22 protein-coding genes are annotated in these 24953 nt (G+C 75.8%); 6 read left to right on the plus strand and 16 right to left on the minus strand.

The window, feature by feature from the left end:
- The 4 genes from AAHH18_RS16520 to AAHH18_RS16535 all read right to left on the minus strand — a co-directional run.
- Nucleotides 1–267 (minus strand): translation initiation factor IF-2 N-terminal domain-containing protein (locus AAHH18_RS16520; RefSeq protein WP_343302365.1); only part of this gene is annotated, 267 nt, incomplete at its 3' end.
- A gap of 174 nt (nucleotides 268–441) precedes the next feature.
- Nucleotides 442–813 (minus strand): YlxR family protein, encoded by a 372-nt coding sequence (locus tag AAHH18_RS16525; protein WP_343302366.1) that lies wholly within the window; start codon nucleotides 811–813, stop codon nucleotides 442–444.
- Nucleotides 810–1934 carry a transcription termination factor NusA gene (gene nusA, locus AAHH18_RS16530; RefSeq protein WP_343302367.1) on the minus strand — a complete coding sequence of 375 codons (1125 nt, stop codon included), beginning with the start codon at nucleotides 1932–1934 and terminating at the stop codon, nucleotides 810–812. The genes AAHH18_RS16525 and nusA overlap by 4 nt, the downstream gene beginning before the upstream one ends.
- Before the next feature lies 1 nt (nucleotide 1935).
- Complete coding sequence (locus AAHH18_RS16535; RefSeq protein ID WP_283319978.1) at nucleotides 1936–2520, minus strand: ribosome maturation factor RimP; 585 nt, start codon at nucleotides 2518–2520, stop codon at nucleotides 1936–1938.
- Between the two features lie 259 nt (nucleotides 2521–2779).
- On the opposite strand from AAHH18_RS16535, the gene AAHH18_RS16540 reads away from it, so the two are divergent.
- The gene (locus AAHH18_RS16540) at nucleotides 2780–3976 is read left to right on the plus strand and encodes a DUF4439 domain-containing protein (protein WP_343302368.1); all 1197 of its coding nucleotides are present in this window, start codon (nucleotides 2780–2782) and stop codon (nucleotides 3974–3976) included.
- A gap of 339 nt (nucleotides 3977–4315) precedes the next feature.
- Here AAHH18_RS16540 and AAHH18_RS16545 read toward each other — a convergent pair whose 3' ends face one another.
- Nucleotides 4316–6127, minus strand: coding sequence for a proline--tRNA ligase (locus AAHH18_RS16545; protein ID WP_343302369.1), 1812 nt, complete (start codon nucleotides 6125–6127; stop codon nucleotides 4316–4318).
- A 55-nt stretch (nucleotides 6128–6182) separates the two neighbouring features.
- On the opposite strand from AAHH18_RS16545, the gene AAHH18_RS16550 reads away from it, so the two are divergent.
- Both AAHH18_RS16550 and AAHH18_RS16555 read left to right on the plus strand, forming a co-directional pair.
- Nucleotides 6183–7076, plus strand: a complete 894-nt coding sequence (locus AAHH18_RS16550; protein ID WP_283319975.1) for an Fpg/Nei family DNA glycosylase — start codon at nucleotides 6183–6185, stop codon at nucleotides 7074–7076.
- A gap of 151 nt (nucleotides 7077–7227) precedes the next feature.
- A complete protein-coding gene (locus AAHH18_RS16555) occupies nucleotides 7228–8388 on the plus strand; it encodes an LCP family protein (RefSeq protein WP_283319974.1) in 1161 nt (386 codons plus the stop codon).
- Between the two features lie 26 nt (nucleotides 8389–8414).
- Here AAHH18_RS16555 and AAHH18_RS16560 read toward each other — a convergent pair whose 3' ends face one another.
- The 10 genes from AAHH18_RS16560 to AAHH18_RS16605 all read right to left on the minus strand — a co-directional run bounded on the left by AAHH18_RS16560 (nucleotide 8415) and on the right by AAHH18_RS16605 (nucleotide 20270).
- Complete coding sequence (locus tag AAHH18_RS16560) at nucleotides 8415–9320, minus strand: GNAT family N-acetyltransferase (RefSeq protein WP_459349158.1); 906 nt, start codon at nucleotides 9318–9320, stop codon at nucleotides 8415–8417.
- Between the two features lie 6 nt (nucleotides 9321–9326).
- Nucleotides 9327–10463: a flavodoxin-dependent (E)-4-hydroxy-3-methylbut-2-enyl-diphosphate synthase gene (gene ispG, locus AAHH18_RS16565; RefSeq protein WP_283322010.1), complete on the minus strand. Its 1137-nt coding sequence runs from the start codon at nucleotides 10461–10463 to the stop codon at nucleotides 9327–9329.
- 89 nt (nucleotides 10464–10552) lie between these two features.
- A complete protein-coding gene (locus AAHH18_RS16570; protein ID WP_343302370.1) occupies nucleotides 10553–11869 on the minus strand; it encodes a M50 family metallopeptidase in 1317 nt (438 codons plus the stop codon).
- A 15-nt stretch (nucleotides 11870–11884) separates the two neighbouring features.
- Nucleotides 11885–13138, minus strand: a complete 1254-nt coding sequence (locus AAHH18_RS16575; RefSeq protein WP_343302371.1) for a GGDEF domain-containing protein — start codon at nucleotides 13136–13138, stop codon at nucleotides 11885–11887.
- Nucleotides 13139–13224: 86 nt separating this feature from the next.
- Nucleotides 13225–14523, minus strand: a complete 1299-nt coding sequence (locus tag AAHH18_RS16580) for a saccharopine dehydrogenase family protein (protein ID WP_343302372.1) — start codon at nucleotides 14521–14523, stop codon at nucleotides 13225–13227.
- Nucleotides 14524–14537: 14 nt separating this feature from the next.
- Nucleotides 14538–15377: an ABC transporter permease gene (locus AAHH18_RS16585; RefSeq protein ID WP_283319970.1), complete on the minus strand. Its 840-nt coding sequence runs from the start codon at nucleotides 15375–15377 to the stop codon at nucleotides 14538–14540.
- On the minus strand, nucleotides 15374–16315 hold the full coding sequence (locus tag AAHH18_RS16590) for an ABC transporter permease (RefSeq protein ID WP_283319969.1): 942 nt from the start codon (nucleotides 16313–16315) through the stop codon (nucleotides 15374–15376). Before AAHH18_RS16590 ends, AAHH18_RS16585 begins: the two co-directional genes overlap by 4 nt.
- Nucleotides 16312–17493 carry an ABC transporter ATP-binding protein gene (locus tag AAHH18_RS16595; RefSeq protein WP_343302373.1) on the minus strand — a complete coding sequence of 394 codons (1182 nt, stop codon included), beginning with the start codon at nucleotides 17491–17493 and terminating at the stop codon, nucleotides 16312–16314. Before AAHH18_RS16595 ends, AAHH18_RS16590 begins: the two co-directional genes overlap by 4 nt.
- Nucleotides 17490–18770 (minus strand): polyamine ABC transporter substrate-binding protein, encoded by a 1281-nt coding sequence (locus AAHH18_RS16600; RefSeq protein WP_343302374.1) that lies wholly within the window; start codon nucleotides 18768–18770, stop codon nucleotides 17490–17492. Before AAHH18_RS16600 ends, AAHH18_RS16595 begins: the two co-directional genes overlap by 4 nt.
- 54 nt (nucleotides 18771–18824) lie before the next feature.
- On the minus strand, nucleotides 18825–20270 hold the full coding sequence (locus AAHH18_RS16605; RefSeq protein ID WP_459349157.1) for an aminobutyraldehyde dehydrogenase: 1446 nt from the start codon (nucleotides 20268–20270) through the stop codon (nucleotides 18825–18827).
- A 204-nt stretch (nucleotides 20271–20474) separates the two neighbouring features.
- Between AAHH18_RS16605 and AAHH18_RS16610 the strand changes: the two genes are divergently transcribed.
- The 3 genes from AAHH18_RS16610 to AAHH18_RS16620 are packed head-to-tail and all read left to right on the plus strand — an operon-like array spanning nucleotide 20475 to nucleotide 23742.
- A complete protein-coding gene (locus AAHH18_RS16610) occupies nucleotides 20475–20945 on the plus strand; it encodes an Lrp/AsnC family transcriptional regulator (protein ID WP_343302375.1) in 471 nt (156 codons plus the stop codon).
- Nucleotides 20942–22333, plus strand: coding sequence for an aspartate aminotransferase family protein (locus AAHH18_RS16615; RefSeq protein WP_343302376.1), 1392 nt, complete (start codon nucleotides 20942–20944; stop codon nucleotides 22331–22333). The genes AAHH18_RS16610 and AAHH18_RS16615 overlap by 4 nt, the downstream gene beginning before the upstream one ends.
- Complete coding sequence (locus tag AAHH18_RS16620; protein WP_343302377.1) at nucleotides 22318–23742, plus strand: NAD(P)/FAD-dependent oxidoreductase; 1425 nt, start codon at nucleotides 22318–22320, stop codon at nucleotides 23740–23742. The genes AAHH18_RS16615 and AAHH18_RS16620 overlap by 16 nt, the downstream gene beginning before the upstream one ends.
- Nucleotides 23743–23752: 10 nt before the next feature.
- Here AAHH18_RS16620 and dxr read toward each other — a convergent pair whose 3' ends face one another.
- Nucleotides 23753–24940 carry a 1-deoxy-D-xylulose-5-phosphate reductoisomerase gene (gene dxr / locus AAHH18_RS16625; protein WP_343302378.1) on the minus strand — a complete coding sequence of 396 codons (1188 nt, stop codon included), beginning with the start codon at nucleotides 24938–24940 and terminating at the stop codon, nucleotides 23753–23755.
- Nucleotides 24941–24953: the final 13 nt, after the last annotated feature.

Here is a 24953-nt window from a genome sequence, read left to right on the forward strand (position 1 = left end):
CGGGGCGGACGCCGCGGGGCGGGCCGCCGGTGCCGGCGAGGGGGCCGGGGCGGACGCCGCGGGGGCGGACGCCGGGGCCGGGCGGGCCGCGGCGGGCTTGGCGCCGCCACCGGCCGGGTAGGTGTCCCGCAGCTTGCGGACCACCGGCGGCTCGATCGTCGAGGACGCCGAGCGCACGAACTCACCGAGCTCGTTCAGCTTGGTCATGAGGGTCTTGCTGTCGACTCCGAGCTCCTTGGCGAGCTCGTAGACGCGGACCTTGGCCACATCTCTCCCTGTCTCGGCCCGCCCAGGACAGGGTGGACCGTCGTTAGTGCTGGGTACTCATCGCTGGGTACTCATCGGTGCGTGCTCATCGGGCAGCCATCGGCTCTTCGACCCGCTTTCCTGTTCGACGGTGCACATGCCACCGGGCAGGCGCCCGGCGGCGACGGTCGTGCCTCACCCCGCCCCGAGGTGCTCCCCGACCGCGGACGTGTCCAGCGGCCCCGCGAGTCGCAGGGCCCGCGGGAACGCACGTCGGCGCTCGGCGAGCTCGAGGCAGTGAGGATCGGGGTGCAGCCACGCCCCCCGGCCCGGCAGCGCGCGACGCACGTCGACGACGAGCACGGTCTCACCCGTGCCCGACGCCGCCGCGACCACGCGCAGCAGAGCCGACCTCGGTCCGGCAGTCCGGCACCCCACGCACGTGCGCACCGGGCCCACGACCACCGGCGCGGCGACGTGCGCTGCGGGGTGTCGGGGGTGGCGCCTGCTCGGCGAGGAGAGCCGGGCGTCCGGCCCAGCCGCGTCCAGTCTAGCGCGCGAGGTCACTCTGCTCGACCGGCGGCACGCGGGGCGGTCCCCGCGGAGCCCTCCGGCGCGCCGCCCGCGGCCTCGCCGGGCGCCGCCCCGGCCCCGGCCGGCTCCTGGGCGTCGGACCGGATGTCGATCCGCCACCCGGTGAGCTTCGCCGCCAGCCGCGCGTTCTGGCCCTCCTTGCCGATCGCCAGCGAGAGCTGGTAGTCCGGCACCACCACACGGGCGGCACGCGCGGCGGGGTCGACGACCGTCACCGACAGCACCCGCGCCGGCGACAGGGCGTTCGCGACCATGCGGGCCGGGTCGTCCGAGTGGTCGACGATGTCGATCTTCTCGCCGTGCAGCTCGGCCATGACGGCGCGCACCCGGGCACCGAGGGGGCCGATGCACGCACCCTTGGCCCCGAGCCCGGGGACGGTCGAGCGCACCGCCATCTTCGTGCGGTGGCCCGCCTCGCGCGCCAGGGCCGTGATCTCGACGTGGCCGTCGGCGATCTCCGGGACCTCCAGCTCGAACAGCTTGCGCACGAGGTTCGGGTGGGTGCGCGACAGCGTGATCTGCGGGCCCTTCGCGCCGCGGGACACGTCCAGCACCAGCGCGCGGATGCGCTCGCCGTGCACGTACTGCTCCGTGGGCACCTGCTCGTGCGCGGGCAGCACGGCCTCCGTGCCGCCGACGTCGACGAGCACCACGCGCGGGTCACGGCCCTGCTGGATGACGCCCCCGAGGACCTCACCCTCCTTGCCGCGGAACTGCCCGAGCACCTGGTCGTCCTCGGCGTCGCGCAGCCGCTGGACGATCACCTGGCGGGCCGTGGCCGTCGCGATGCGCCCGAACCCGGCCGGCGTGTGGTCGAACTCCGGGCCGGTCACCGTCGTGGTCGGCGGCACGGCCGTCGCGGCGGCGTCAGCGTCCACGTCGGAGGCGTCGGGCGCGGGCACCACCGTGCGCTCGCGCGCCCACACCGTCACGTGCCCGGACCGGCGGTCCAGCTCGACGCGGGCGTCCGGGTAGGCGTCCGGCGTCCGGTGGTAGGCCGAGAGCAGCGCCTGCTCGATGGCCGAGACCAGCACGTCCAGGCTGATGTCGCGCTCGCGCTCGATGAGCCGCAGCGCCTGCATGTCGATGTCCACGTCAGTCCTCCCGGCCCGTCGGCCCGTCCGCCGCGCCGTCGCCGGCGCCGTCCTCGCCGCGCCCGCCGTCCTTGACGAGCTCGACCTCCACCCGGCCCTCGCGCACCCGCTCGAGCGGGACCCGCACCGGGTCGCCGACCTTCGCGGGCCGGCCCTTGACGCCGGGGGTCACGGGGGTCACGACCACCGCGTCCCCCTCGGCACCACCGGCGTCGACGACGTCCACGAGCCGCCCGGCGAGCACGGTGCCGTCGGCCAGCCCGAGGACGACCAGGCGGCCGATCGCCCGGACGTAGTGCCGGCGCGCGGTGAGCGGGGCGTCGGCCCCGCGGGTCGACACCTCGAGGGTGTACCGGTCCGGCAGGCCGTCGAGAGCGTCGAGCGCCTCGGACACGGTGCGGGACACCGCGGCGACGCCGTCCAGGTCGACGGCCTCCTCGGCGTCCTCCACCGCGTCGACCACGACGCGCACCACCGGGCGGCCGGCGTCGCGCGCGAGCTCGACGTCCTCCAGCCACAGCCCGGCGGCGGCCACCACCGGCTCGATGGTCTCCCGGATGCGCTGCGCGCTGACGGGCGCGGGCATGTTGACCTCCTGTGTCGGTCCTCGGCGGGGTGCGGCCTCGTCGCGCGCACGCCGACACCGGGGACGTCGACGCTGTGTGGTTGTCGGTCCTGCACGGTGGAGCGGCGCGCGGCGGACCGCGTGCTGCGACCAGCGTACTGACTCCGGGGCGCGGCACCCTCCCGACCGGGCCCGCGGCCGGTGCGACGTGCGCGACACCGGCCCCGGCGGGACCTCGGGTCCGGCCGCGCGGCGGGGCACCGTGGCAGGATCGCCCGCGATGCCTCGCACCGCCCCGCACCGCCCGACGCGCCCCGCCCCGCGCTCCGTGCCGCGCCCCGCACCCGCCCGGTCCCGGCGCGCCCGCGCCCTCGCCGGCGTGCTGGTGCTCGGCACCGCCGCGGTGCTGTCGGGCTGCGGCCTGCGCCTCGAGACCGACCCGCCCGCCGAGCCCGTGCCCGACGCCGCGGAGCAGGTCCGGCGGGACGCCGTCGACGACGCCCTCGCCCTCGCCGCCGCGGCCGACGCCGCCGCCCCCGGGGCCGACGACGGCGTCGCCGCGGTCCTGGGCCTGGTCTCCTCGACCGCCGCGGACCAGGTCGTCGCGCTCGGCGGGGTGTACGAGTCGGGGCTCCCGGACCCGGACCCGGAGGACGGGACGCCCTCCCCCACGCCCACCACCACCGACCCCGCGCCCGGGCCCGCGGACGTCCTGGCGCTGCTCGGCGACGCCGCCTCCGGTGCGCGCGCCGGGGCGAGGGCGGCCGAGGACCCCGGCACGGCCCGGCTGCTCGCCTCCGTCGCCGCGTCCCGCGCCCAGCTCACGGACCGGCTCGCGGCCTCGCTCGGCACCGAGGCGCCGGCGGTCGACGCGGAGCCGGAGAGCGGGTTCACGACCGGCGGGGACGCGGACGGGTCCGGCTCGGGCGACGGGTCGGCCGCGCTGCCGTCGCCGTCCGCCTCCGCCGGCGGGTCGGCCTCCCCGGAGCCCGCCGCGACGGGCCCCGCCGACGCCCTCGGGGCGGACCTGGACCGGGCCGACGCCCTCGCCCTGGTGCTCGCCGAGGACCAGGCCGGGTACGGCTTCGAGGTCGCCGCCGCCCGGCTCGCCGACGACGCGCGCGCCCGTGCGCGGTCCGCCGCCGCCGCGCACCGCGCCGCCGCGACCGCCTGGGCCGAGGCCGTCGGCGTGGCCGGCACCGCGGAGGACCCCCGCCGGGTCGCCTACGAGCTGGACGGCGACGTGTCGACGACGGAGGCCGTGCGGACCTTCGCGGCGGGGCTGCTGACCGACCTGGCCGCCGTGCACGCGGACGCGGTGCTGGGCACGGACGCGTCGACGGCCGACCGCACCGCCACGGTCGACGGCCTGCGGACCTCGTCGGTCGAGGCGCTGGCCTGGGGCGCGACGCCCACCGCCCTCCCGGGCCTGCCGCCCGCGAGCCCGAGCCCGAGCCCGACGCCGACCGCGGGCTGACCCGGCCGAGCCCTCCCGCGCGGCCTCACCCGCGCGAGCCCTTCCGCGCGGCTTCACCCGGCCGGGGCCCGCCCGCGCGGCCTCACCCGCGCGAGCCCTTCCGCGCGGCTTCACCCGGCCGGGGCCCGCCCGCGCGGCCTCACCCGCGCGAGCCCTTCCGCGCGGCTTCACCCGGCCGGGGCCCGCCCGCGCGGCCTCACCCGCGCGAGCCCTCCCGCGTGCCCGGTCCCGCTCCCCCCGCGCGTCCAGGTTGCAGTCGTCGCGGGGTTCGGCGGCGTGAACCCCGCAAGGATGTCAACCTCGACGGGGTCGGGGCGGCCGGGGTCGGGGCGGCCGGGGTCAGCGGGCGAGGAGCGCGTCCACGAGCTCCGCGACACGGTCCGCGGCGTCCGCGACCGGCACCTGCTCCGCCTGCGGGCCGTCGGGGGTCGCGACGCGGGGCCGCACCTCCACGACGCCGTCCGCGAGGCCGCGTCCGACCACGACGGTCAGCGGCACGCCCAGCAGCTCGGCGTCGGCGAACTTCACGCCCGGAGAGACCTTGGGCCGGTCGTCGTACAGCACCTCGATGCCGCGCGAGTCGAGCGTGCGGGCCAGCGACTCCGCGGCCTCGAACACCGTGGCGTCCTTGCCGGTCGCGACGACGTGCACCAGCGCGGGCGCCACCTGGGCCGGCCACGCGAGGCCGCGGTCGTCGTGGTTGGCCTCCGCCAGCGCGGCGAGCACGCGGCTGACCCCGATGCCGTAGGAGCCCATCGTGACGACCTGCGACTTGCCGTTCTGGTCGAGCACGGTCAGCCCGAGCGCCTGGGCGTACTTGCGGCCCAGCGCGAAGATGTGGCCGATCTCGATGCCGCGCGCGAGCTCCAGCGGCCCGGAGCCGTCCGGGGCGGGGTCACCGGCGCGGACCTCGGCGGCCTCGACGGTGCCGTCGGCCGTGAAGTCCCGCCCGGCGACGAGGTCGAAGACGTGGCGGCCCTGCTCGTTCGCGCCGGTGATCCACCGGGTGCCGGGCACGACGCGCGGGTCGAGCAGGTAGCGCACGGCGGTGCGGCCCTCGGCGTCGGCGGCCAGCCCCTCGCGGTTCGGGCCGAGCACGGCCGGGCCGATGTAGCCCTTGACGAGCTCGGGGTGCGCGGCGAAGTCGGCCTCGACCGCCGGCTCGACCTCGGCCGGCGCGACCGCGGCGTCCAGGCGCTTGAGGTCGACCTCGCGGTCCCCGGGGAGCCCGACGACGAGGAGCTCGCGCTCCCCGGTCGGATGGGCCAGCGCCAGGACCACGTTCTTCAGCGTGTCCGCCCCGGTCCACGGCCGGTCCGGGCGGGGGAAGCGGGCGTTCGCGAGGGCGACGAGCGAGTCGATCGTCGGGGTGTTGGGGGTGTCCTCGACGTGCGCGGCGGGCGCGTCGTCCCACGGCACGGCGTCGGGCACGACGGTCGTGACGGCCTCGACGTTCGCCGCGTAGCCCCCGGGGGACCGCACGAAGGTGTCCTCGCCGATCGCCGTCGGGGTGAGGAACTCCTCGGAGCGGGAGCCGCCCATTGCGCCCGACGTCGCGGCCACGGCCACGTACTCCAGGCCGAGGCGCGTGAAGATCCGCTCGTACGCGTCGCGCTGCGCCTGGTAGGACGCCTCGAGCCCGGCGTCGTCGACGTCGAACGAGTACGCGTCCTTCATGACGAACTCGCGCCCGCGGATGAGGCCGGCGCGGGGACGTGCCTCGTCGCGGTACTTCGTCTGGATCTGGAAGAGCGTGAGCGGCAGGTCCTTGTACGAGGAGTACAGGTCCTTGACCAGGAGCGTGAACATCTCCTCGTGGGTGGGCGCCAGCAGGTAGTCGGCCTCGCGGCGGTCCTTCAGGCGGAAGATGTTCGGCCCGTACTCCGCCCACCGGCCCGTCGCCTCGTAGGGCTCCTTCGGCAGCAGCGCCGGGAAGTGCACCTCCTGCGCGCCGGCCGCGGCCATCTCCTCGCGCACGACCTGCTCGACCTTGCCGAGCACCCGCAGCCCCAGCGGCAGCCACGTGTAGATGCCGGGGGCGGCGCGGCGGATGTAGCCCGCGCGGACGAGCAGCCGGTGGCTGGCCACCTCCGCGTCGGCCGGGTCCTCGCGCAGGGTGCGGACGAAGAGCGTGGAGAGGCGAAGCAGCATGGGCCGCAGCCTAGTGGGAGCGGCAGGTGTCGGACGTCTGGGCCACCATGGGGTCATGCCGGAGCTGCCCGAGGTCGAGTCGCTGGCCGCGTTCCTGCGCGAGCGCGCCGTCGGGCGCACCGTCGCGGGCGTCGAGGTGGGGGCGATCAGCGCGCTGAAGACGTTCCGCCCCGCCCCCCAGGACCTCGCGGGCGGCGAGGTCGTCTCCGCGGGGCGCCACGGCAAGTGGCTGGACCTCGGGGTCCGCCCGCCCGCCGGCGGGGACGCGCTGCACCTGGTCTTCCACCTGGCCCGGGCGGGGTGGCTGCGCTGGTCCGAGCCGCTCCCTGCGACGCCGGTCCGCCCCGGGCGCTCGCCGCTCGCGCTGCGGGTGCGGCTGGACGACGGCTCCGGGTTCGACCTCACGGAGGCCGGCACCCGCAAGCGGCTCGCCGTGTACGTGGTGACCGACCCGGCCGACGTCCCGCAGGTCGCCACGCTCGGGGTGGAGCCGCTGTCGCCGGAGTTCACCCCGCAGCGCCTCGCGGAGCTCATGGCCGCCCGCAACCAGCAGGTCAAGGGCCTGCTGCGCGACCAGGGGACGATCGCCGGCATCGGCAACGCCTACTCCGACGAGATCCTGCTGGTGGCACGCACCAGCCCGTTCGCGCTGACGCGGTCGTTCGACGCCGAGCGGGTCGCGCGGCTGCACGCCGCCACCGTCGGGGTGCTGCGGGAGGCCGTCGCGACGTCCGCGGGCCGACCTGCCGCCGAGCTGAAGGACGCCAAGCGCCGGGGCATGCGCGTGCACGGGCGCACGGGCCTGCCCTGCCCCGGCTGGGACGGGGTGCCGTGCGGGGACACGGTGCACGAGGTGTCGTTCGCGGACTCCTCGCTGCAGTACTGCCCGACGTGCCAGACCGGCGGCACGCCGCTGGCCGACCGGCGGATGTCCCGGTTGCTGCGCTGAGCGGTCCGGCGGCGCGGACGGGGCGCGAGGCCCGGCGGCGAGCGGCTGCGCGCGCCGGCCGCACCGGCCTTCACGGCTCGCGCACAGGATCCTGCCGCAGGCTGCACCTCGCGACCCACCGGTCCGCGCGCGACCTCCCTAGCCTCGGAGGATGACCGCTGCCAGCCGCCGTACCGCCCGGCACACCCGTGCCGTCGCCCGGTCCGTCCGCCACGCCCGGCCGCCCCGCGCCCGCGGGAGGGTCGCCCGGGTCGCCGGGGTGACCGCGGCGGCGGTCGCGCTCTCGGGCGCCTCGGGCGCCGCCGCGCTGTACGCCTCGGTGGACGCGGGGATCGAGCACGCGGACGTCGACCAGTTCCTCGCGGACGACCGGCCCGTCGAGGAGCCGCCGCCCGTCGACGGGTACGCCGGCCGGCCGCTGAACATCCTCGTCATGGGCACCGACAGCCGCGACGGCGAGAACGCGGCGCTGGCCGGCGAGGTCGAGGGCATGCGGTCGGACACGACGATCCTCGTGCACCTGTCCGCCGACCGGACGCGGGTCGACATGGTGTCCGTGCCCCGGGACTCGCTCGTCCGCATCCCGGCCTGCACGCTCGAGGACGGCAGCACGAGCAGCCCGCGCGAGTCCGCGATGTTCAACGACGCGTTCATGATCGGCGCGGGCAGCACCGGCAACCTCGCGGCGGCCGCGGCCTGCACCCGGCGCACGTTCGAGGAGAACTCGGGCGTCCGCACCGACGAGAGCATCGTCGTGAAGATGGACGGCGTCCGCGACGTCGTCGACGCCCTCGGCGGCGTCCCCATGGACCTGCCGGAGGCGATGGACTCCCCCAAGGCCGGCCTGCACGTCCCCGCGGGGCCGCAGACGTTCGACGGCACCACGACCCTCGCGTTCCTCCGGGCCCGGACAGGCTCCGGCAACGGGCTGGAGCTGGGCTCCGACCTGGCGCGCATCGAGCGGCAGCAGCAGCTCATCGACGCCCTCGCCGCCCAGGTCCAGTCCACCGACCTGCTCACCGACCCGGGCACGCTCATGCCGGTGCTGACCGCGGTGAGCCGGTCGCTGTCCGTGAGCGACGGGCTCGGCCTGCGGTCGCTCGCCGGCATCGCGCTGACGCTCCGCGACGTCGACCCGGCGACGCTGACGCCGGTGACCGTGCCCGTCGCGGAGGCGCCGACGGACCGCGACCGCGTGGTGTGGACGTCGCAGGCCGACGACATCTGGCAGCGGCTGAACGCGGACCAGCCGCTGCCGGGCGCGCCGGACGGCACCGACCCGGCGGGCGCGGCGGTCACCGCGACGCCCTGAGCCCGGCCCGTCGACGCCCCGGTCCCTCAGAACAGGACCGTCGCGTACGTGCCGACCTGCCGGAAGCCGACGGCCCGGTACGCCGCCAGGGCCCGCTCGTTGTAGTGGTTCGCGTAGAGGGACACGGTCGGCGCCACCGCCCGGCGGGTGAGCGAGACCACCGCGGCCATGCCGCCCTCGGAGAGCCGCTCGCCGCGCCGCGCCGGGTCGACCCACACGCCCTGCACCTGCGCGACCCCGCCCGCGACGGCGCCGAGCTCGGCCTTGAAGACGACCTGGGGCCCGGTCGCCCCGGGCTCGATCCTCACGAACGACCGGCCCTCACGGACCAGCGACCGCACGCGCGCCTCGTAGGCGCCGCCGGTGCCGGCGACCGGTGAGTAGCCGACCTCCTCGGTGAACATCCGCACGCACGCCGGCAGCACGAGGTCGTACTCGGAGGGCGTGGAGCGCCGCACCGCCGGGTCGGGGTCGACGGCCGGGGCGTGGTCGATGACCATCGACGGCTGGTCCGACCGGACCTCCCGCACGGCGCCCCACGACGGGGCCAGCCGGTCCCAGAGGCCGAGCACGGCCGCCGCGTCCCCGACGACCGAGGAGCAGCGCCGGCCCTGCGCGCGCCCGAACGCCGCGAAGCCGTCGAGCGCGTCCTCCCGCACGGCCGCGTCCGGGACGACGGGCACGAGGTTCGCGCCCGCCCAGCAGACGGCCGCGAGCCGCCCGCCGAGGTCGTAGCCCCACAGCTGCCCGCCGACGCGCCGCAACCCGTGCAGGGCGGCCTGCTCCAGCCGCGTCGTCGCGAGCACCGCGGCGACCGGGTCCTGCGCGCAGACCGCGAGCGCCGCGGGCACGTCGGCGTCGTCGAGCAGCCGGGGCTCCCCGGCGTGCGCGGGTCCGCCGCCGGCGGCCACGTCCTCCTCGACGCCGCGCACCACGCGTCAGCCCACCGTGACGACGGGCCCGCCGCTGCCGTCCTGCGCCGCGTCCATGCTCTCGGCGATCCGCATGGCCTCGTCGATGAGCGTCTCGACGATCGCGGACTCCGGCACGGTGCGCACGACCTCGCCGCGCACGAAGATCTGCCCCTTGCCGTTGCCGGACGCCACGCCGAGGTCGGCCTCACGGGCCTCGCCGGGGCCGTTCACCACGCAGCCCATGACGGCGACGCGCAGCGGGACCTCCAGCCCCTCGAGCCCGGCCGTCACCCGCTCGGCGAGCGTGTACACGTCCACCTGCGCCCGCCCGCACGACGGGCAGGACACGATCTCCAGCTTGCGGGGCCGCAGGTTGAGCGACTGCAGGATCTGGATCCCGACCTTGACCTCCTCGACCGGCGGCGCGGACAGCGACACGCGGATGGTGTCGCCGATGCCCTTGCTCAGCAGCGCCCCGAACGCCGTCGCCGACTTGATCGTTCCCTGGAACGCGGGGCCGGCCTCGGTCACCCCGAGGTGCAGCGGCCAGTCGCCGCGCTCGGACAGCAGCTCGTAGGCGCGCACCATCACGACGGGGTCGTTGTGCTTCACCGAGATCTTGAAGTCGTGGAAGTCGTGCTCCTCGAACAGCGACGCCTCCCACACGGCCGACTCCACCAGGGCCTCCGGCGTCGCCCTCCCGTACTTCGCGAGCAGCCGCGGGTCCAGCGAGCCGGCGTTCACGCCGATGCGCAGGGACACCCCGGCGTCCTGCGCCGCGCGGGCGATCTCCTTGACCTGGTCGTCGAACTTGCGGATGTTGCCCGGGTTGACGCGGACGGCGGCGCAGCCCGCGTCGATGGCCGCGAACACGTAGCGCGGCTGGAAGTGGATGTCGGCGACCACGGGGATCTGCGACTTGCGGGCGATCGCCGGCAGCGCGTCGGCGTCGTCCTGGCTCGGCACCGCGACCCGCACGATGTCGCAGCCCGCCGCGGTCAGCTCGGCGATCTGCTGCAGGGTGGCGTTGACGTCCGCGGTGAGCGTCGTCGTCATCGACTGGACGCTGACGGGCGCGTCGCCGCCGACCTCGACCTTGCCGACGCGGATCTTGCGGGTGGGCCGCCGCGGGGCCAGCACGGGAGCGGGTGCCTCCGGCATGCCCAGGCTGATGGGGGTGCTCACCGGCTCATCATCGCACCGCGAGCCGTGCGCGCACCCGTACCCGCGCCGGGCTCCGGCGGCCCGCGTCAGCCGAGCGACGCGGGGCTGACGACGTCGGCGTACGCCAGCAGCAGGCCCATGCCCCCGAGCAGGACGAACACCGCGAGCGCGACGGGCTGCAGCCGGGCGGCGTCCGCCGGGCGCGGGCGGGGCAGGTCGCGGAGCCGGGCGACGGTGCGCTTGGCGCCCTCCCACAGGGCGGCGGCCACGTGCCCGCCGTCGAGCGGGACGAGCGGGATGAGGTTGAAGACGAACAGCGCGATGTTGAGCGACGCCAGCAGGCTGAGCATGGCGGACACCCGCTCGGCGACCCCGACGCCCGGGGCGTCGCTGGACGCCACCTCCCCGGCGAGCCGCGCGATGCCGACCGGCCCCAGCACGCCGCCGGAGTCCCGCTCCGCCCCGCCGAACGCGCTCTGCGCGATGCCCGCGAGGCTCACGGGCAGCGTGACGACGGCCTTGCCGGTCTGCCACACGGCGTCGGCGGTCAGCGTCACGACCTCGGACACCGGCTGGCGCTGCAGCTCCGTCCCCGGGCTGACGCCGAGGAACCCGACGCTGCGCGTCACCGGCTCGCCGTCGTCGCCCGTGACCACCCGGCCGTCGTCGCCGACCACGGGACGCTCGGCCACCACCGGGGTCACCGAGAGCGTCACCCGCTCGCCGTCGCGCTCGACGACGACCGGCACCGCCTCGTCGCCCGTGCCGCGGATGAGGCCGGACAGCTGGTCCCAGCTCGTCACGTCCACGCCGTCGTACGCGACCACGGTGTCACCGGGCCGCAGGCCGGCCGCGGCGCCCGGCGCGGCCGGGTCGGACGGCGAGCACTCCGTGGCCGTCGAGTCCGCCGGCAGCACGCACTGGCTGACGGACGCCAGCGTGGTGCTCGCCCCGGACGTGCCGATGCCGATGAGCACGACGGCCAGCAGCACCACCGCGATGACGAGGTTCATCACCGGCCCGCCGAGCATCACGACGAGCTTCTTCGGCGTCGAGAGCCGGTAGAACGCGCGGTGGTCCTCCCCCGGCCGGATCTCCTCCGCGCTGGCCTCGCGGGCGTCGGCCGCCATCCGGCTGAAGAACCCGCGCACCGGCGGGTTCCCCACCGCCTCGGGCGTCGGGTACATGCCGATCAGCCGGACGTAGCCACCCAGCGGGATCGCCTTGACGCCGTACTCCGTCTCGCCCCGGGTGCGGGACCACAGCGTGGGGCCGAAGCCGACCATGTACTGGCTGACCCGCACGCCGAACCGCTTGGCGGGCACCATGTGACCGACCTCGTGCAGGGCGATGGACACGAGGATGCCCACGACGAGCACGAGCACGCCGATCACGTAGGCCATGCGGCACGCTCCCGTTCAGCGGTGGTCGGTCGCCGGGTGGCGACGGTCGGACGACCCCACATCCTGCCCCCTGGACCTGGGCGCCGGCTGGACGTCGGCGGTGCCGGCTGCGGTGTCGGGCGCTGCGCCGACCGCCGTGCCGACCGCCGTGTCGTCCGACGCGACCCTGTCCCGCCCCGCGCGCTTGGCGCGGTACATGAGCTCGTCCACGCGCGCGATGGCCGCCGACGGCTCCTCGCCCGGGCGCAGGGCCGTGACGCCGAGGCTCGCCGTGACGTGGACGTCGGCCGCGCGCTGCACGGCCCCGGGGAGCAGACCGCGCAGCCGCTCGGCCATCTCGCGGGCGTCGCCGGGGCCCATGCCGGGGGCGACGACGACGAACTCCTCGCCGCCCAGCCGCGCGACGAGGTCGCCCGACCGGACCTGCTGCTCCAGGGTGTGGGCCACGGCGACGAGCACCCGGTCGCCCACCGCGTGCCCCAGGGTGTCGTTGACGAGCTTGAACCGGTCGAGGTCCAGGTAGACGAGCGCGACGTCCAGCCCGGACCCGACGACCCGCGCCTGGTACGCCAGCTCCTCCTCGAGCCGGCGGCGGTTCGCCGCTCCGGTCAGCGCGTCCCGGTAGGCCATCTCGCGCATGCTCGCCGCCTCCGCGCTGGCGTGCTCGGCGACGAGGAACGCGCGGGTCGCGTGCTCCTTGGTGCGGGACAGCACCCAGACCATCGCCGCGAGCACCGCCAGGTACATCGCGTACCGCAGCAGGTCGACGCCGTGCGCGCCGCGGCGTCCGTCGTCGGGTCCGACCGCGAGCGCCGCGAGACCCACCGCCGGCGTGGCGACCACCAGGACGCCGGCGTGCAGCACCGCGAACCGCGTCGGGTAGACGAGGAACCCGATGACCACGAACAGCGCGAGGCCCATGAACGTCGTGGGGAACAGCGCGTCCCACCCGCCGCTGCCCGCGCCGAGCCGGGACGCCAGGACGCCGAGCCACAGCACGTCGAAGGCCGACAGCACCAGGCGGGCGACGGGGATCGTCGTGCGCGGCCGCCGGAGCAGCACCCACCCGAAGGCGATCACCACGGCGAGCAGGACCGGGGACACCACCCGCAGCAGCGGGTCGTCCCACCGGGCCACGGCGACCGAGGCGATCGCGACCGCACCCGCGCCGAGGCACACCAGCAGCACGCGGCGGATCAGCCCGAGCGTCGGGTCGCCGGACCGGCGTGCCACGGGCAGGTCCCGCGGGGCGGGCGACGGTGCGGACATGGCGCTCTCCGGGGTCGTCAGGGTCGAGGCACGGTACCTCGCCCGCCCGCGCCACGCCGGTGCCACGGGGCGGGTTCACCCGCGGATCACCCGGCGGCGGCCACCGCCGGCGTGCGCTCGTCCATCCCCCAGGGCGATCCGTACCCCTGCGGCCCGGGTGCCGCCAGCAGCTCCAGGAACGGCACCGCGTCGAACGCCTCCGGCCCGAGCACCCCGGTCCCCGACCACGTGCCCTGCGCGAGCAGCTCCAGGGCGACGACGGGGTTGACCGCGGTCTGCCACACCACGCACTGCGCGCCGTACTCCGCCATCGACCAGGCGTTGTCCACGAGGTGGTGCAGGTAGACCTCGCGGGGCGCGCCGTCCTTGCCGGTCCCCGTGACGAGCAGCCCGGCGCACGTGGAGCCGGACATGCGGTCGCCCAGGGTCGCCGGGTCGGGCAGGACCGCCGCCACGACGTCGCGGGGGCTGACCTCGACGCCGCCGACCCGCACGGGCACGGTGGAGTCGAGGCCCAGGGTGTGCAGGGTCCGCAGCACGCCGATGAACTCCTCGCCGAGGCCGTACTTGAACGTGACCCGCTCGGCGTCCACCCACCGCGGCATGAGCAGCACCTCCTCGTGCTCCACGTGCACGCACTCCACCGGGCCGACGGGCGCCGGGAAGTCGAACACCTCCGGCTCGTGGAACGGCGGGACGGTGTGCCACCCCGCGTCGCGGTCCCCCGCGGCCCGGGCGCGCGCCGCGTCGTAGACCACCGGCGGGTTGAGGCACTCCTCGATGGTCGTCCAGATGGAGAACGACGGGGCGAACACCGGCTCGCCGTCCTCGCCGCGCACCACGAGGTTGGCGCCGTCGCGCACCCCGAGCTCCTCGATCCGGTCGAACAGGTGGTCGGCGGCGTACCGCGCGAAGACGTCGGACAGCCCCGGCTCGACGCCGATGCCCAGCAGGGCGAGGCGGCCCGCGGCCTCCCAGTCGGCGGCCCGGGCGAGCTGCCGGTCCCCCAGCTTCACGCCCACCTGCTCGTACGGGGCGTCGGGGTGCGGCGTCGACAGGGACATCGCCATGTCGAGGTAGTCCACCCCGGCCGCGAGCGCCGCGTCGAACACCGGTATCACGAAGCGCGGGTCGACGGCGTTGAGGACGTGCGTGGCGCGGTGCTCCCGCAGCAGCGCCGCGACCGCCGCGGGGTCCGAGGCGTCGACCTGCGCGGCGACGAACCGCCCGCCGACGACGTCCCGCCCGGCCGCGGCGGCGACCGTGCGGGCCGCCCGCCCGGGGTCCCGGTCCGCGACCACCAGGAGCTCGAAGAACTGGCGCCGGGCGGCGATCCGGGCGACCGCGTCGCCCACCCCGCCGCTGCCGACCACGACGACCCGCATGGGGAACCTCTCCGTCAGGGCGCCGTGGACAGGCGCCGTCGCTGCCGCCCGGCCCTGCCGGCCCGGACGACCTGGGACCCGATCACCACGAGGAGCGACAGGGCGAACATGGACGACCCGATGACGTTGGCCTGCGGCGGGATGCCGCGCGTCGCCGAGACGTAGACGAACTTCGGGAACGTGGTGAAGCTGCCGGAGTTGAAGTTCGTGATGATGAAGTCGTCGAAGCTGAGGCTGAACGCGAGCAGCGCCGCGGCGGCGATGCCCGGCAGCAGCAGCGGGAACGTCACGCGCCAGAACGCCTGCCAGGGCGTCGCGAACAGGTCCGCCGCGGCCTCCTCGAGGCGCGGGTCCAGCGAGGCCACCCGCGCCTTGACCGCCACGACGACGAACGAGATGCAGAACATCACGTGCGCGGCGACCACCGTCCAGAACCCGAGCTGCACCCGCAGCGACAGGAACTGCGCGAGCAGCGCGGCCCCGAGCACGACCTCGGGAGTCGACATCGGCAGGAAGATGAGCAGGTTCGCCAGCGCGCGGCCCCGGAACCGGTAGCGCACGAGCGCGATCGCGACGAGCGTGCCGAGCGCCGTGGCGACGAGCGTGGAGAGCAGCCCGACCTGGATCGAGTTCGCGAACGCCTCGCAGACCTGCGGGGCGCCGCACGGGTTGCGCCAGTTGTCCAGCGTGAAGCCGCGCCACACGAGGTTGGTCTTGCCGGCGTCGTTGAAGGAGAACGCCACGGTGTAGGCCACCGGCACGAGCAGGTAGAGGAACGCCAGCCCCGCGAACACCGGGACGAGCGCGCCGCCGACCCGCCACCGGCGCGGGCGCGGCCCCGGGCGCGCGCTCACACCAGCTCCTCGGTGCCGGCGCGGCGGACGTACAGCCCGACGAGCACGAGGATCGCGGCCATGAGGACCACCGACAGCGCGGCGGCCGTCGGGTAGTCGAGCACCTTGAAGAACCGGGCGTCGATGACCTGCCCGATCATGGCGGTGTCGGTGCTGTTGCCGAGCAGGGACGAGTTCACGTAGTCCCCCGCGGCCGGGATGAACGTCAGCAGGGTCCCCGACACCACGCCCGGCAGCGACAGGGGCAGCGTCACGGTGCGGAACGTGGTCACCGGCCGCGCGTACAGGTCGTCCCCCGCCTCCAGCAGCCGGGGGTCCAGCCGCTCCAGGCTGGCGTAGATCGGCAGCGCCATGAACGGCAGGAAGTTGTAGGTGAGGCCCGCGACCACCGCGAACGCCGTCGCGGTCAGCCGGCCGTCCGGCGGCAGCAGGTGCAGCCACCGCAGCGCCTGCACCACGAACGAGTCGTCGGCGAGGATCTGCTTCCACGCGATGGTGCGCAGGATGAAGCTCGTGAAGAACGGGGCGACCACCAGCACGAGCAGGACGCCCTGCAGCAGCGTCCGGCCGCGGGCGCGCACCGCGATCGCGTACGCCAGCGGGTAGCCGATGACGAGCGCGGCCAGGGTCGCGACCAGCGCGAACGCGAACGACCGCACGAGCTGCGGCCAGAACTGCGCGAGCGCGTCGGTGTAGTTCTGCCAGTGCAGCGCCGGCTGGAACTGGCCGACGTCGCCGCCGGGCACGGGCACGTAGAGCGACGTGGCGAGCAGCGCGCCGACGGGGACGACGAAGAACAGCACGAGGTACGCGGTGCCCGGCAGCATGAGGCCGAGCGCGCCGGACCGGGAGCGCCGGCGACCCGCCCCGGACGCGGACGGTCCGGCGGTCCCCGCGGGCGCGGTCCCGGAGTCGGCGAGGGCGGCGGCGATGCTCATGCGACCGCCTCGGCGACGGGCGCCGCGCCGGTGGCGGCGTCGCCCCCGGAGGCCGCCCCGGCCCCGTCCAGGCCGAAGGTGTGGTCCACCGCCCACGCGAGCCGCACCGGGTCGCCGACGGCGAGCGTCGCACCGGCGGCCAGGTTCTGGGCGAAGACGCCGAACACCCCCGCGCCCGGGACGTCCACGAGGTACTGGGTGCTCACCCCCGCGAACGCCACGTCCGTCACGGTCCCCGGGCCGAGCACGTTGGACCCCGGCGCGGGCTCCTCCCCGGGCGCCAGCAGCCGCACCTTCTCCGGCCGCACCCCGACGAGCACCCGCCCGGACGTGCGCACCGCGCGCGCCGCCGGCACCCGCAGCCGCGCCCCGGCGACGTCGACGCCCAGCGAGCCGTCCGCCCCCGGTCCCTCCCGCACCTCGCCCGCGACGAGGTTCGACTGCCCGAGGAAGTTCGCCACGAACGCCGTCCGCGGCAGCTCGTACAGGTCCGCCGGGCTGCCGAGCTGCTCGATGCGCCCGTGGTTCATCACCGCGACCGTGTCGGCCATCGTCATGGCCTCCTCCTGGTCGTGCGTGACGTGCACGAACGTGAGGCCCACCTCGGTCTGGATCCGCTTGAGCTCGGTCTGCATCTGCCGGCGGAGCTTGAGGTCGAGGGCGCCGAGGGGCTCGTCGAGCAGCAGCAGCGCCGGGTTGTTGACCAGGGCGCGGGCGAGCGCGACCCGCTGCTGCTGCCCCCCGGACAGCTGCGCCGGGCGCCGGTCGCCGAGGTGCCCGAGCTGCACCAGGTCCAGGCCCTCGCGCGCCCGGGCGACCGCGTCGCGCACCCGGCGGCGGCGCAGGCCGAACGCGACGTTCTCCAGCACGGACAGGTGCGGGAACAGGGCGTACGACTGGAACACGGTGTTGACGGGCCGCTGGTGCGCCGCCGTCCCGGTGACCTCGCGGCCCCCGATCGAGATCGCACCGGTCGTGGGCTGCTCCAGGCCGGCCACCATCCGCAGGGTCGTCGTCTTGCCGCAGCCGGACGGACCGAGCAGCGCGAAGAACGACCCCGAGGGCACCGTCAGCGTGAGGTCGTCCACCGCGGTGAACGACCCGAACGACTTCGTGACGTCCCAGATCTCCAGGGCGGCGCCCGCGCGGGTCGCGGGGCCGGCGGCGTGCGCGCTCACGCGCCGATCACGTCCAGGAACGCGCCGTTGTAGGTCGTCTCCTCCTCGGGCGTGAGCGTCCGGAACACGTGCGCGGTGGCGAGCGTGGCCTCGTCCGGGAAGATCATCGGGTTCTCGGCGAGCTCCGGGTCGATCGCCTCCATGGCCTCGCGGGCGCCCTGCACGGGGGTGATGTAGTTGACCCACGCGGCGACCTGGGCGGCGACCTCCGGGTCGTAGTAGTAGTTCATGAGCTCCTCGGCGTTCGCCTTGTGCGTCGCGCCGACGGGGACCATGAGGTTGTCGCTCCAGAGCGTGCCGCCGGCCTCCGGGATCGCGAACGCGAAGCGGTCGTCGTTCTCGTAGTTCAGCGCGGTGATGTCGCCGGACCACCCGATGACCGCGACCGCGTCGCCGCTGACCAGGTCCTGCGCGTAGGAGTTGCCCCGGACCTGCCGGATGTGGCCGGAGTCGATCTTGTCCCGCAGCACCGCGAGCGCCGCGTCGAACTCGTCCTCGCCCCAGTCGCCCGACGGGTCCACGCCCTGGTCGAGCATGATGAGCCCGATGGTGTCGCGCATCTCCGAGAGCACCTCGACCTTGCCGGCGAGCTCCGGCGCCCACAGGTCCGAGACCGACGTCATGCCGCCGGGCACCTGGTCCTTCGCCCACGCCAGCCCGCCGAACCCGGACTGCCACGTGAGGGAGTGGCGCCGGCCGGGGTCGAAGTCCACCTGGGCGAGGTCCGGCAGGATGTTGTCCGCGTTCGGCATCGCCGAGCGGTCGAGCTCCTGGGTGTAGCCCATCCGGATCAGGCGCGCGGCCATCCAGTCCGTGAGCGTGACGATGTCGTAGCCGATGTCCTGGCCGTTGGCGAGCTGCCCGGAGACCTTGCCGTAGAACGAGTCGTTGTCGTCGACGTCCTCGGCGTACGTGACGTCGATGCCGGTCTGCGCGGTGAACGCGTCGAGGGTCGGGTAGCCGGTGCCCGCGTCGTCCTGGTCGAGGTACAGCGTCCAGTTGGCCCAGCGCACCAGCTTCTCGGTCTGCGACAGGTCGGTGGCGGCCGTCGCGGAGGTGCCGCCCGAGGGGGTGCCGCCGGTGCCGCAGGCCGCGAGCAGCAGGCCCGCACCGACGCCGCCGAGCGTGCCGGCGAGGAACTGGCGGCGGCTGGCGCCCGCCGGCGGGACGGCGGGGAGCGCGGCGGCGCCGGCTCCCGGGGCGCGGCGCCGGCCGCCGACCGCGGCGAGGACGGCGCGCACGCGGGGGTCGGCGGGGAGGGCTCGTCGAGGGGACATCGGACTCCTCTGGGTCGGGGCGGGGGCTCGGGCCGGTGGTCCGGCGGGGCCGCGCTACTCGATGGCGCTCATGACGTGCTTGATGCGGGTGTAGTCCTCGAAGCCGTACATCGAGAGGTCCTTGCCGTAGCCGGACTGCTTGAAGCCGCCGTGCGGCATCTCGGCCACGAACGGGATGTGGGTGTTGATCCACACGACGCCGGCGTCGAGGTCGCGGGACATCCGCATCGCGCGGGCGTGGTCCGTCGTCCACACCGAGCCGGACAGGCCGTAGCGGACGCCGTTGGCGAGGGCCAGCGCCTCCGCCTCGTCGGTGAACGTCTGCACCGTGATGACCGGCCCGAAGATCTCGTCCCGCGCGGCCTCGTCGTCCGGCCGCAGGCCCGCGACCACGGTGGCCTCGTGGAAGTAGCCGCGGTCGCCCTGCCGGTGGCCGCCGGCGACGACCTGCGCGTGGTCCGGCAGCCGGTCGAGGAACCCCGTCACGCGGTCGAGCTGCGCGGCGCTGTTCACGGGCCCGAACGCCACGCCCGGGTCGTCCGGCATGCCGGTGCGCTGCGCCCGCGCCTGCTCGGCCAGCGCGGCGAGGAAGTCGTCGTGCACGGTCGCCTGCACCAGCACCCGCGTGGCGGCGGTGCAGTCCTGCCCGGCGTTGAAGTAGCCGGCGGCCGCGATGCCCTCCGCCGCCGCGGCCAGGTCCGCGTCGGCGAACACCACGACCGGCGCCTTGCCGCCGAGCTCCAGGTGCACCCGCTTGACGTCCCGGGCCGCCGCGCCGGCGACCTCGGTGCCCGCCCGCACGGAGCCCGTGATCGCCACCATGTCCGGGCGCGGGTGCGCGACCAGCGCGCGGCCGGTGTCGCGGTCGCCGCACACCACGTTGAGCACGCCGGGCGGCAGGAACTCCGCGGCCACCTCGGCCAGCAGCAGCGTGGACGCGGGCGTCGTGTCGGACGGCTTGAGCACCACCGTGTTCCCGGCGGCCAGGGCGGGCGCGATCTTCCAGACCGCCATCATCAGCGGGTAGTTCCAGGGCGTGACCTGGCCGACCACCCCGACGGGCTCGCGCCGCACGAACGACGTGTGGCCCGCGAGGTACTCGCCCGCGGACGCCCCCTCGAGGATGCGCGCCGCCCCGGCGAAGAACCGGAGCTGGTCCGCGCACGGCGGCACCTCCTCCGTCGCGGTCAGGTGCAGCGGCTTGCCGGTGTCCCGTGACTCCACGGCGACGAAATCGTCCGCCCGCGCCTCGAGCGCGTCCGCGATCCGCAGCAGCGCGCGCTGCCGCTCGGCCGGCGTGGTGCGGCGCCACGTGGTGAACGCCGACGCGGCGGCCGTCACGGCGGCGTCCACGTCGGCGGGGCCGGACACCGGGGCCTGCGCGTAGACCTCGCCGGTGCTCGGGTCGAGCACGTCGGCCACCCGGCCATCGGCCGCGGGCACCGGGGCGCCGTCCACGAAGTTCTGCAGCACGAGCGGCGTGGCGTTCGGCACGGTCACAGGCCCTCCCCCTCCGGTCCGACCCGTCGGCGCACCGGGCGCCGCGGTCGGGGGAACGCTAGGCGCGGGAGCACCCGCGCCGCAGGACACGTTTGCGAAAATCTGCGTTAAGGATGTGTTTCGCCGACCGGATCCGTGGTGGCGACGCGCCCGGGCGACGGAATCCCTTGCGCGAGGCGGCAGCGCCGGGCGACCATCGAGGGCGTGACACCCCGCGCCGAGACCACCCCCGCCCTGGACGACACGTCCAAGGCGATCATCGAGCAGCTCCAGGAGGACGGCCGCCGCTCCTACGCGACGATCGCCAAGGCCGTGGGGCTGTCCGAGGCCGCGGTGCGCCAGCGCGTGCAGCGCCTCACGGACTCGGGGGTCGTCCAGATCGTCGCCGTCACCGACCCCGTGCAGGTCGGCTTCGCCCGCCAGGCCATGATCGGCATCCGCGCCGAGGGCGACCTCGAGGCGCTCGCCGACGCGCTCGCCGCCCTCCCCGAGGTCGACTACGTGGTCATCACCGCGGGCGGCTTCGACGTGCTCGTCGAGGTCGTCTGCACCGGGGACGACCACCTGCTCGCCGTGCTCAACGACCGCATCCGCACGCTGCCCGGCGTGCGGGCCACCGAGACGTTCGTCTACCTCAAGCTGCGCAAGCAGCAATACGACTGGGGAACCCGATGACCGAGACCCTCACCACCGTCACCCCGCGCGGCACCGACCGGCACGCCGCCGCCCGCGACCACCTGTGGGGCCACTTCACGCGGCAGAGCGCGTGGGAGCAGCACGTCCCCACGATCGTGCGCGGCGAGGGGCACCACATCTGGGACGACCGCGGGCGCCGGTACCTCGACGGGCTCGCGGGCCTGTTCGTGGTGCAGGTCGGGCACGGCCGCGCCGAGCTCGCCGAGCGGGCCCGGCAGCAGGCCGAGCAGCTCGCGTTCTTCCCGCTGTGGTCGTACGCGCACCCGCAGGCGATCGACCTGGCCGAGCGCCTCGCGGACGCCGCGCCGGGCGACCTGAACCGGGTGTTCTTCACCACCGGCGGCGGCGAGGCCGTCGAGACCGCGTGGAAGCTGGCCAAGCAGTACTGGAAGCTCGTGGGCCGGCCCGGCAAGCACAAGGTGATCTCCCGGGCCGTCGCCTACCACGGGACCACGCAGGGCGCCCTGTCCATCACCGGCATCCCCGGGCTGAAGGCGCCGTTCGAGCCCCTCGTGCCGTCGACGACGCGCGTCCCGAACACCAACCAGTACCGCGCGCCGGAGCACCTGCGGGACGACCCGGAGGCGTTCGGGCGCTGGGCGGCGGACCGCATCGCGGAGGCCATCGAGTTCGAGGGCCCCGAGACCGTCGCCGCGGTGTTCCTCGAGCCCGTGCAGAACGCCGGCGGCTGCTTCCCGCCCCCGCCCGGGTACTTCCAGCGGGTCCGGGAGATCTGCGACCGCTACGACGTGCTGCTCGTCTCCGACGAGGTCATCTGCGCGTTCGGCCGCATCGGCGAGCTGTTCGCGTGCCAGGACCTCGGGTACGTGCCGGACATGATCACCTGCGCCAAGGGCCTGACGTCCGGCTACTCCCCGATCGGCGCGACGCTCGTCTCCGACCGGGTCTACGAGCCGTTCCGCACCGGCGACGCGACGTTCTACCACGGCTACACGTTCGGCGGGCACCCGGTCTCCGCGGCCGTCGCGATGGCGAACCTCGACATCTTCGAGCGCGAGGGCCTCACGCAGCGGGTGCACGAGAACGCGCCGCTGTTCCGGGCCGAGCTCGAGGGGCTGCTGGACCTGCCGATCGTGGGCGACGTGCGCGGCGCCGGGTACTTCTACGGCATCGAGCTCGTCAAGGACAAGGGCACCCGGGAGACGTTCGACGACGCCGAGTCCGAGCACCTGCTGCGCGACTTCCTGTCCCCCGCCCTGTTCGAGGCCGGCCTGTACTGCCGGGCCGACGACCGCGGGGACCCGGTGATCCAGCTCGCGCCCCCGCTGACCTGCGGGCCCGCGGAGTTCGCCGAGATCGGCCAGATCCTGCGCGGGGTGCTCGGCGAGGCGTGGGCGCGGCTGTGACGCGGGCCGGGGGCGGGCCGGTGCTCGCCTGGACGGCGGGCCGGGACCTGGCCGGGCTGTCGCTGTGGTTCGACCAGGTGGCGGCCGACGGGCCGCTGGAGCCGCGTGACCCGCTCGACGGGGACACCACGGCCGACGTCGTCGTGGTCGGCGCGGGCCTCACCGGCCTGTGGACCGCGTACTACCTGCTGGAGGCCGACCCCGCGCTGGACGTGCTGGTGGTCGAGCAGGCGGTGGCCGGCTACGGCGCGAGCGGCCGCAACGGCGGCTGGTGCTCGGCGCTGTTCCCGGTGTCCGCCGAGGCGCTCGCCCGCCGGCACGGGGAGGAGGCCGCGCGGTCGATGCGCGCGGCCATGCGGGACACGGTCGTCGAGGTGGGGGGCGTGGCGGCCGCCGAGGAGATCGCCTGCGACTTCGCGTACGGCGGCACGGTCACGCTGGCCCGCACGCCCGCGCAGCTCGCGCGTCTGACGGCCGAGGCCGCCGACGCCGGCCGCTGGGGCGACGAGCTGGACCTGCTCGGCCCCGCCGAGGTCGCCGAGCACGTCCGCGCCGACGACGTGCTCGGCGGCACGTGGACGCCGGACTGCGCGCGGGTGCAGCCCGCGCGGCTCGTGCGCGGGCTCGCGGACGTCGTCACCGCCCGGGGCGCGCGCCTCGCCGAGGGGACGCGCGCGCTGCGGATCTCGCCCCGGGCGGTCGTCACCGACCAGGGCACCGTCCGGGCCCGCCACGTCGTGCGCGCCGTCGAGGCGTGGACCGCGACGCTGCCCGGCACGCGCCGGGCCCTCGCCCCGCTGTACTCGCTGATGATCGCCACCGAGCCCCTGCCGGCCAGCGCGTGGGACCTCATCGGCCTGGAGCGCGGGCAGACGTTCACCGACGGGCGGCACCTGCTCGTCTACGGGCAGCGCACCGCCGACGACCGGCTGGCGTTCGGCGGCCGCGGGGCGCCGTACCACTGGGGCTCGGCCGTCGACCCGGCGTTCGACCAGGACCCGCGCGTCGCCCGGCGGCTGCGCGACGCCCTGGTGGACCTGTTCCCCGCCGTGCGGGGAGCCCGGATCACGCACGCCTGGGGCGGTCCGCTCGGGGTGCCGCGCGACTGGCACGCGTCCGTGGGGCTCGGGGACGACGGCATCGCCTGGGCCGGCGGCTACGTCGGCGACGGCGTCGCCACCGCGAACCTCGCGGGCCGCACCCTGGCGGACCTGCTCACCGGCACGGAGTCGGCCCTGACGCGGCTGCCGTGGGTGGGCCACCGCTCCCCGGAGTGGGAGCCGGAGCCGGCGCGCTGGGCGGGGATCACCGCCGGGCTGCGCGGGGCGGCGCTGGCGGACGCGGAGGAGCGCCTCACCGGCCGGCCGAGCCGCCTGGCGCGGGCGCTCGCCCCGCTGCTGGGGGGCTGAGCGCCGTCCGTCAGGCGGCCGCCGCGATGCGCTCCCGCGCCCGGGCGCGCGCCCACTCCTCCGCCGCGTGCACGTCGGCCACGGAGCCGGCCGGCGCGCCCTCGTAGGCGGCGAGCACCTCCTCGACCGTCCCCACCACCCCGAGGAACGGCAGCCGGCCGTCGAGGAACGCCGCGACGGCCTCCTCGTTCGCCGCGTTGTACACCGCCGGGTGCGTGCCCGACGCCCCGACCGCGGCCCGGGCGAGCGCCACCGCGCCGAACACGTCCTCGTCGAGAGGCTCGAAGGTCCACGACCCCGCCCGGGTCCAGTCGCACGGGACGGCGGCGTCCGGCACGCGGTCCGGCCACGACAGGCCGAGGGCGATCGGCAGCCGCATGTCGGGCGGCGACGCCTGCGCGATCGTCGACCCGTCGGCGAACTCCACCATCGAGTGCACGACGGACTGCGGGTGCACCACGACCTGGATGTCCGCCACCGGGACGTCGAACAGCAGGTGAGCCTCGATCAGCTCCAGCCCCTTGTTGACCATCGTCGCGGAGTTGACCGTCACCACCGGGCCCATCGACCAGGTGGGGTGCGCCAGGGCCTCCGCCGGCGTCACGTCCGCGAGCCGGTCGCGGGACCGGCCGCGGAACGGTCCCCCGGAGGCCGTCAGCACCAGGCGCCGCACCTCGGACCGGGCGCCGCCCCGCAGGCACTGCGCGATCGCCGAGTGCTCCGAGTCGACCGGCACGACCTGCCCGGGGCGCCGCACCGCGGCGCGCACCAGGGGCCCGCCGGCCACCAGGGACTCCTTGTTCGCCAGCGCCAGCGTGCTGCCCGCCTCCAGGGCGGCGAGCGTCGGGCCGAGGCCCACGGAGCCCGTGATGCCGTTGAGCACGACGTCCGCGCCGCGGGCCGCGAGCTGCGTCGCCGCGTCCGGGCCGGTCAGCACCTCGACGCCCATCTGGCGCAGCCCGGCGTCGGCGGACGCGCGGACGAGCGCGGCGAACACCGTGCCCGCGGCGTCGGGGTCCGCCACCGCGACGGTCTGCGCGCCGAGCGCCACCGCCTGCCGGGCCAGCGCCGCGGGGTCCGCCCCGCCCGCGCTGAGGCCCGTCACCCGGAACCGGTCGGGGTTCCGGGTGATGACGTCGACGGCCTGGGTGCCGATCGAACCGGTGGAGCCGAGCAGGACGACGGTGCGCGCGTTCATCCGCACCATCCTG

It is taken from the genome of Cellulomonas olei (assembly GCF_039548315.1).
Lineage (GTDB): Bacteria > Actinomycetota > Actinomycetes > Actinomycetales > Cellulomonadaceae > Cellulomonas.

What these genes read in the sequence shown, in the direction of transcription:
- AAHH18_RS16550 (WP_283319975.1), top strand. Translation starts at nt 6,183, where the DNA reads ATGCCGGAGCTGCCCGAGGTCGAGTCGCTGGCCGCGTTCCTGCGCGAG.
- AAHH18_RS16545 (WP_343302369.1), bottom strand. Translation starts at nt 6,127, where the DNA reads ATGCTGCTTCGCCTCTCCACGCTCTTCGTCCGCACCCTGCGCGAGGAC.
- AAHH18_RS16555 (WP_283319974.1), top strand. Translation starts at nt 7,228, where the DNA reads ATGACCGCTGCCAGCCGCCGTACCGCCCGGCACACCCGTGCCGTCGCC.
- AAHH18_RS16580 (WP_343302372.1), bottom strand. Translation starts at nt 14,523, where the DNA reads ATGCGGGTCGTCGTGGTCGGCAGCGGCGGGGTGGGCGACGCGGTCGCC.
- ispG (WP_283322010.1), bottom strand. Translation starts at nt 10,463, where the DNA reads ATGCCGGAGGCACCCGCTCCCGTGCTGGCCCCGCGGCGGCCCACCCGC.
- AAHH18_RS16570 (WP_343302370.1), bottom strand. Translation starts at nt 11,869, where the DNA reads ATGGCCTACGTGATCGGCGTGCTCGTGCTCGTCGTGGGCATCCTCGTG.
- AAHH18_RS16600 (WP_343302374.1), bottom strand. Translation starts at nt 18,770, where the DNA reads ATGTCCCCTCGACGAGCCCTCCCCGCCGACCCCCGCGTGCGCGCCGTC.
- AAHH18_RS16615 (WP_343302376.1), top strand. Translation starts at nt 20,942, where the DNA reads ATGACCGAGACCCTCACCACCGTCACCCCGCGCGGCACCGACCGGCAC.
- AAHH18_RS16540 (WP_343302368.1), top strand. Translation starts at nt 2,780, where the DNA reads ATGCCTCGCACCGCCCCGCACCGCCCGACGCGCCCCGCCCCGCGCTCC.
- AAHH18_RS16575 (WP_343302371.1), bottom strand. Translation starts at nt 13,138, where the DNA reads ATGTCCGCACCGTCGCCCGCCCCGCGGGACCTGCCCGTGGCACGCCGG.
- AAHH18_RS16535 (WP_283319978.1), bottom strand. Translation starts at nt 2,520, where the DNA reads ATGCCCGCGCCCGTCAGCGCGCAGCGCATCCGGGAGACCATCGAGCCG.
- AAHH18_RS16590 (WP_283319969.1), bottom strand. Translation starts at nt 16,315, where the DNA reads ATGAGCATCGCCGCCGCCCTCGCCGACTCCGGGACCGCGCCCGCGGGG.
- dxr (WP_343302378.1), bottom strand. Translation starts at nt 24,940, where the DNA reads ATGAACGCGCGCACCGTCGTCCTGCTCGGCTCCACCGGTTCGATCGGC.